This window comes from Pseudoxanthomonas sp. F11 (assembly GCF_037046485.1).
In the GTDB taxonomy this organism is placed as follows: domain Bacteria; phylum Pseudomonadota; class Gammaproteobacteria; order Xanthomonadales; family Xanthomonadaceae; genus Pseudoxanthomonas_A.
On the sequence record NZ_JBANLZ010000003.1, the window covers coordinates 43,558 to 50,000 of the forward strand.

Annotated in this window: 4 protein-coding genes and 2 rRNA genes (1 of these 6 running past the window's edge); all 6 read right to left on the reverse strand. The window is 63.4% G+C overall.

What is annotated here, in order from left to right:
* Positions 1–4 precede the first annotated feature (4 nt).
* A complete protein-coding gene (locus V8246_RS10720) occupies positions 5–1,414 on the reverse strand; it encodes a hypothetical protein (RefSeq protein ID WP_336189136.1) in 1,410 nt (469 codons plus the stop codon).
* A gap of 131 nt (positions 1,415–1,545) precedes the next feature.
* Positions 1,546–2,424, reverse strand: coding sequence for an RNA polymerase sigma factor RpoH (gene rpoH, locus V8246_RS10725; protein WP_336189137.1), 879 nt, complete (start codon positions 2,422–2,424; stop codon positions 1,546–1,548).
* A gap of 191 nt (positions 2,425–2,615) precedes the next feature.
* Positions 2,616–3,458, reverse strand: a complete 843-nt coding sequence (locus tag V8246_RS10730; RefSeq protein WP_336189138.1) for a metal-dependent hydrolase — start codon at positions 3,456–3,458, stop codon at positions 2,616–2,618.
* A gap of 103 nt (positions 3,459–3,561) precedes the next feature.
* Positions 3,562–4,791 (reverse strand): dipeptidase, encoded by a 1,230-nt coding sequence (locus tag V8246_RS10735; protein WP_336189139.1) that lies wholly within the window; start codon positions 4,789–4,791, stop codon positions 3,562–3,564.
* A 92-nt stretch (positions 4,792–4,883) separates the two neighbouring features.
* Positions 4,884–4,998, reverse strand: a 5S ribosomal RNA gene (gene rrf / locus V8246_RS10740).
* A 126-nt stretch (positions 4,999–5,124) separates the two neighbouring features.
* Positions 5,125–6,443: ribosomal RNA gene (locus V8246_RS10745) — 23S ribosomal RNA — on the reverse strand (it continues 1,560 nt past the right edge of the window).

The window sequence follows — 6,443 nt, forward strand, 5'->3', positions numbered from 1 at the left end:
GTTTCTAGTCCAACGGATAACGCGTGCCATCGGCCATGACCAGCTCGCCCTCGCCGATGCGCTCGCTGTCGGCGTCGACGGTGATGAACTCGGCTTCCAGACGTCCCTGACCCTTGCTGCCTGTCAGGTCGAAGATGTATCGCTCGCCGTCTGCCGCCCAGGACGCGTCGCGATCGAAGACCGCCTCGCGAATGTCGCCGATATGGCGCCGCACCACCGGGTGCGCCTGCATCGCCGCGTTGGCCTGCAGCACGAAGATGCCGTCCTGGCGCGCGAAGGTCTCGGGAACGTCCCCTCCGACCTGCTCTCCCGGGAACGGAGGCTCGCCCTCGAATGCCAGTTCGCGCCCATCGGCCAGCGTCAGCACGCCCTTGCCCAGGCGTTCGGTATCCGCATCGACGGTGATGAACTCCGCCACGATATGCCCGCGCCCCTTGTCGCCGACCAGTGCGAACGCGAACTCGTTGACGCCCTCCGCTTCGCCGGTCGCGGCCATGTCGAACTCGAAGGTCTGCAGCGCACCGATGTGCTGCTGCACCAGCGGATAACGCTGCACGGCCACGCGGGCCTGGCGGGTGAAGATGTTGTCCTGCATGTCGCCGAACAGATCGTCGACGCCCGCGCCCTCGTCGGCTGCCTCGCCCTCGCCGGGCGGTTCGCCCTCGAATGCCAGCCGCCGGCCATCGGCCAGCGTCAGCACGCCCTTGCCCAGGCGCTCGGTACCCGCATCGACGGTGATGAAATCGGCCTGCAGGCGCCCGCGTCCCTTGTCGCCTGCCACGTCGAACACGAAGGTGTTCATGCCGGGCGCGGCGCCGGTGGCGTCGGTATCGATCTCGAACGTCGTGATCTGCCCGATGTGCTGGCGGATCAGGGGGTAACGCTGCGCGGCTTCCTGTGCCTGCCGGGTAAAGAGGCCGGCGCCCGCTTCGACATCCTCATCATGCTCATGGTCATGCGCGTGGCCGTCCTCCGCAGCCAGCGCATCGGCGTCGCCCTCGATGGCGTGCCGGGTGCCGTCGGCCATGACCAGCATGCCCGGACCCAGCGCCTCCTGAGTAGCGCTGACCGTGATGAAACGCGCGGTGACGCGCCCCTTGCCACGACTTCCCTCCACATCGAACACCAGTACGTCCGGACCGGGTTCGTCCATGCTGGCCGCTTCGTCCAGCGTCACCTTGCGGATCGCGCCCAACTGCGCGGCCACGACGGGATCGACCTGCATCGCCGCACGCGCCTGCGCGTCGTATTCCTCACGATCGATGCCGAAGCGGATGCCACGTTCGGTACTGTCTGATTTCTCGTTTCCGCCCTCGGCCGCATTCGTCGCCGCGATCGCCGGCAATGCCGCCAGGCCCAATGCCGCCACCGCCGCCCACGCGAGCTTCGCCCACCGCCTGCCGCCCCACCCCATGCCGTGCTCCTTTGCCGGTCTGCCGCCCGATGCGGATCGCGGCGTAGTGGACCACACTTCCACCGGATGATGAACACGCCTATGGAAAAGGCCCCTTGCGGGGCCTTCTCGAAAACATCGTGCGACGCGGATCAGGCGGCGAACAGGGCCTTCATCTTCTTCAGCGCATTGGCCTCGACCTGGCGCACGCGCTCGGCGGAGATGCCGTACTCGTCGGCGAGTTCCTGCAGCGTGACCTTGCTATCGCCATCCAGCCAGCGACGCTTGATGATGTCGCGCGATCGGTCGTCCAGGTTGGCCAGGCCTTCGCGCAGCAGTTCCAGCTGGTTGTCTTCGCTGTCTGCGCGTTCGTAGGCCTGCGAAGGATCCTCGTCGTGCGCGACCAGGTAGCTGGCCGGCGACGGCGGTGCGTGGTCCTCGTCTTCGTCCGCGGGGGCATCGAACCCGATATCGCGACCGGAAAGGCGCGCTTCCATCTCCAGCACTTCCCGCTCGGACACATTGAGGTCCTTGGCGATCGCGCTGACTTCCTCGGCATTCATCCAGCCCAAGCGCGTCTTGGACTTGCGCAGGTTGAAGAACAGCTTGCGCTGGGCCTTCGTGGTGGCGACCTTGACGATGCGCCAGTTCTTCAGGATGAACTCGTGCATCTCGGCACGGATCCAGTGCACCGCGAAACTCACCAGGCGCACGCCCATGTCGGGGTCGAAACGCTTCACCGCCTTCATCAGGCCGATGTTGCCTTCCTGGATCAGGTCGCCCAGCGGCAGGCCGTAGCCGTTGTAGCCGCGGGCCACGTGCACCACGAAACGCAGGTGCGAGTGCACCAGCTCGCGTGCCGCATCGAGGTCCTCCTCTTCGCGGTAGCGCTGCGCGAGGGCGCGCTCGTCCTCGACCGTCAGCACCGGGATCTGGTGCACGGCGCTGATATAGGCATCGAGCGAACCCAGGGCACTGGGGATCGGCAGGTTGTTGGCGACCAGGGCGGTAGTGGAGGTGTTCTGGCTCATGGGCAAGGATGTTAGCAGTCGGGGGGTTCGACTGCTAACCTCATGGGAAGTTCCCCATTGTCCCAGCGCTGCAACGATGGCGCCTCATCCCGCCCGACCCTGAGCCCCTTATTAATCAATGGCTTGGCGATGGGCAGGCCGTGTACTGCGCGGCACACGGGTGATCGCGCCGGCTCGCGTGGAGCTGGCGTTCAGGTTCGGGTGCCCATCGCGACGACCACGGGGGGCTGCCGACGGGCTTGGCGCGTCAGTACGCCCGCCGCCAGCGCGTCGGCGCCTGGCAGGCGAGAAGGATGAAAGCCGGGTCGCAGGTAGTCCAACAGATGCTGCAGCGTGCGGCGTGCCATGCCATGGCCCGTGCCCAGATGCCAGGCTGCCTGCCGCCAGGTGGCCTTGCGCCAGAGCCGCCGATCCTGAGCCAGCAGGGCCGCCGCCAGACCGGTCATCAGCAGATAGAACAGGATGCTCGTCGTGAGCGCGCCGAGCAGACGCACCGGATAGCGGGGTGAAACCGCCTGCAGCAGATCGAAGGCGACCGCGCGATGTTCGATCTCCTCCGCGAAGTGCCATTCCATCAGGTCGCGCATGCGCGGATCTGCGGAAGCGAGAATCGACTGGGACAGGAACTCGTATCCCAGGAAGGCATTGATGTGCTCGACGCAGCTGACCAGCGAAGCCCGCAACCAGAGGGGCGCGAAACGGTCCATCACCCGAAAGACCCAGCGGTCGACCATGCGCTCGAACCCGCGGTATGCGTAGCCCTGCGCATCCAGGTTGTCCCAGTAGCGCTTGTGCGCCACGCCGTGTTGCGCCTCCTGACGGATGAAATCCTGGCAACGACCACGCAGTGTCTCGTCGCGCACATGCGGCAGGCATGCGTTGAGGGTCCGGATGTAAAACGCCTCGTTGGCAGGCACCAGGATGGTGTAAGCATTCAGCAGCGACGATACGAATTCGTTCCCCGGCAGCCAGTGCCGGGGAATGTCGATAGGCAACCCGGCGTCGAAGCGGCGTGGCGTGATGCGTTCGTCCATGTCGATGCGTCCCTGCGCGTTCCAAGCGTTCTTCAATGGTCTGCGTCCTCGCCCATCGCGCGGACTGCCACGCTTTGGCTTTGCCTCACGATCCGAGTTACGGCTACGGTGCGGAAGCGTCGCTCGCGTCCTGGACCTGCCTCAGGACGCGCAACAGGTTGCCACCCCAGATCTTCCTCACATCGCCTTCCGAATAGCCCGCCGCCAGCAGGGCCTCCGTGATCCTGGGCAGGGCGGCGACGTCCTCCATGCCCACCACGCCGCCACCGCCATCCCAGTCGGCACCGATACCGACGTGGTCGACGCCCGCGACGCGGATGATGTGCAGCAGGTGCGACATGTAGTCATCGAAGGTCGCCCGCTTGACGGGATACCGCGCTTCGATCGCGCGGCGCTCACTCAGATAGGCCGCCACGCGGCTCGCCGGCAGTCGCTCCTCCGGACCGAACTTCTCCGACAGGGCTTCGAGCGCCGCCTCTCTCTCCGGTACCTTGGGGATGTCGACCAGGTAGCCGCCATAGGCATTGACGTGGATGACGCCTCCTTTCGCAGCAAGCTGACGGATGCGCGCATCGTCGATGTTGCGAGGGTGGTCGTACACCGCGTCCGCACTGGTGTGGGAAAGCACGATGGGCGCGCGCGACAGTTCCAGCAGCTGGTCGAACACCGCATCGCTCGCATGCGAGGCGTCCAGCAGGATGCCGAGCCGGTTCGCCTGCTCCACGAGCGCGCGCCCGGCAGGGCTCAGTCCGTTCCACTCCGCTCCCGCCGGATCCGTCGATGAATCCCCGAACTCGTTGTTGCGCACATGGGTGATCCCCAGCATCCGCAAACCAAGGCGGTGGTAGACCTCCAGCAGGCTTGAGTCGCTCGCCAGCGGCGCCGCGTTCTCCATGCTGATGAAGCTCACGCGCCTGCCGGCCGATGCGATCCGCTCGGCATCGGCCGCCGTGAGCGCAAGCTCCATGTCTGAGGCGTGCGCGGCGAGCATCTCGCGAATGCTGACCAGCCGTTCCAACCCGTGATCCCGGGCCGCGCGCTTGCCCGCCTCATCGCGCGCGCCCTGCGCCGTGTAGATGACCCAGAACCCGCCATCCAGCCCTCCTGCCTTCATGCGCGGGAGATCCACTTGCGACAGCTCGCCTTCGTGGCGATGGTCGTCGGCAATGCTCCATCCCGGCCGTCGCAGGTTCGCCGGCGTATCCAGATGGGTATCGAGCACCAACGCACCCTCATGCATGCGCGCCGCTTCCGCACTGGTGTCCTTCGCTGCGATGTCAGCGCTTGCCAATACCGCCAGCGTGGTGGCCAAGGCCAACAAAGTCCGCTTCATGCTTCGCCCCTGTGAGATGAACCCCGATTGTTGGCGAAAGCCGGGCAATAAAAAACCCCCGTCCTTGTGGGACGGGGGTTTCGGGATAAAGCCCCTGGCGATGACCTACTCTTGCATGGCTTAAGCCACACTACCATCGGCGCGGCTGCGTTTCACTTCCGTGTTCGGGATGGGAACGGGTGGGACCACAGCGCTAATTTCACCAGGGAGAGGGTTGGAGCGTCGCCATCCAGGGAACGGATTAAGGCGCCAATCTCTCATAGGGTCTTGTGACGTAGCGGGCATTGGATTTTCTCTGACGATATCGTCGAGTCCAAGGCCACTTGAGGTTATATGGTCAAGCCGCACGGATCATTAGTATCAGTTAGCTCAATGGGTTGCCCCACTTACACACCTGACCTATCAACCACCTAGTCTTGATGGTTCCTTTAGGGGGCTTGTGCCCCGGGAGATCTCATCTTGAGGCGCGCTTCCCGCTTAGATGCTTTCAGCGGTTATCGCTTCCGAACATAGCTACCCGGCAATGCCACTGGCGTGACAACCGGAACACCAGAGGTTCGTCCACTCCGGTCCTCTCGTACTAGGAGCAGCCCCTCTCAAATCTCCAACGCCCATGGCAGATAGGGACCGAACTGTCTCACGACGTTCTGAACCCAGCTCGCGTACCACTTTAAATGGCGAACAGCCATACCCTTGGGACCGACTACAGCCCCAGGATGTGATGAGCCGACATCGAGGTGCCAAACACCGCCGTCGATATGAACTCTTGGGCGGTATCAGCCTGTTATCCCCGGAGTACCTTTTATCCGTTGAGCGATGGCCCTTCCATACAGAACCACCGGATCACTAAGTCCTACTTTCGTACCTGCTTGATCCGTCGATCTCGCAGTCAAGCACGCTTATGCCTTTGCACACAGTGCGCGATGTCCGACCGCGCTGAGCGTACCTTCGAGCTCCTCCGTTACTCTTTGGGAGGAGACCGCCCCAGTCAAACTACCCACCATACATGGTCCCCGATCCGGATTACGGACCTAGGTTAGAACGTCAAGCACATCAGGGTGGTATTTCAAGGTTGGCTCCGCCGAAGCTAGCGCCTCGGTTTCATAGCCTCCCACCTATCCTACACAGACGAACTCAACGTTCAATGTAAAGCTATAGTAAAGGTTCACGGGGTCTTTCCGTCTTGCCACGGGAACGCTGCATCTTCACAGCGATTTCAATTTCACTGAGTCTCGGGTGGAGACAGCGCCGCTGTCGTTACGCCATTCGTGCAGGTCGGAACTTACCCGACAAGGAATTTCGCTACCTTAGGACCGTTATAGTTACGGCCGCCGTTTACTGGGGCTTCGATCAAGAGCTTCGCCTTGCGGCTGACCCCATCAATTAACCTTCCAGCACCGGGCAGGCGTCACACCCTATACGTCCACTTTCGTGTTTGCAGAGTGCTGTGTTTTTGATAAACAGTCGCAGCGGCCTGGTTTCTGCGACCCCCCTCAGCTATAGCCCGCATGGGCCACCAAAGGGGGTGCACCTTCTCCCGAAGTTACGGTGCCATGTTGCCTAGTTCCTTCACCCGAGTTCTCTCAAGCGCCTGAGAATTCTCATCCTACCCACCTGTGTCGGTTTACGGTACGGTCTGCGTGAGCTGAAGC

Coding starts and splice junctions, on each gene's coding strand:
- V8246_RS10720 (WP_336189136.1), bottom strand. CDS start 1,414: ATGGGGTGGGGCGGCAGGCGGTGGGCGAAGCTCGCGTGGGCGGCGGTG.
- rpoH (WP_336189137.1), bottom strand. CDS start 2,424: ATGAGCCAGAACACCTCCACTACCGCCCTGGTCGCCAACAACCTGCCG.
- V8246_RS10730 (WP_336189138.1), bottom strand. CDS start 3,458: ATGGACGAACGCATCACGCCACGCCGCTTCGACGCCGGGTTGCCTATC.
- V8246_RS10735 (WP_336189139.1), bottom strand. CDS start 4,791: ATGAAGCGGACTTTGTTGGCCTTGGCCACCACGCTGGCGGTATTGGCA.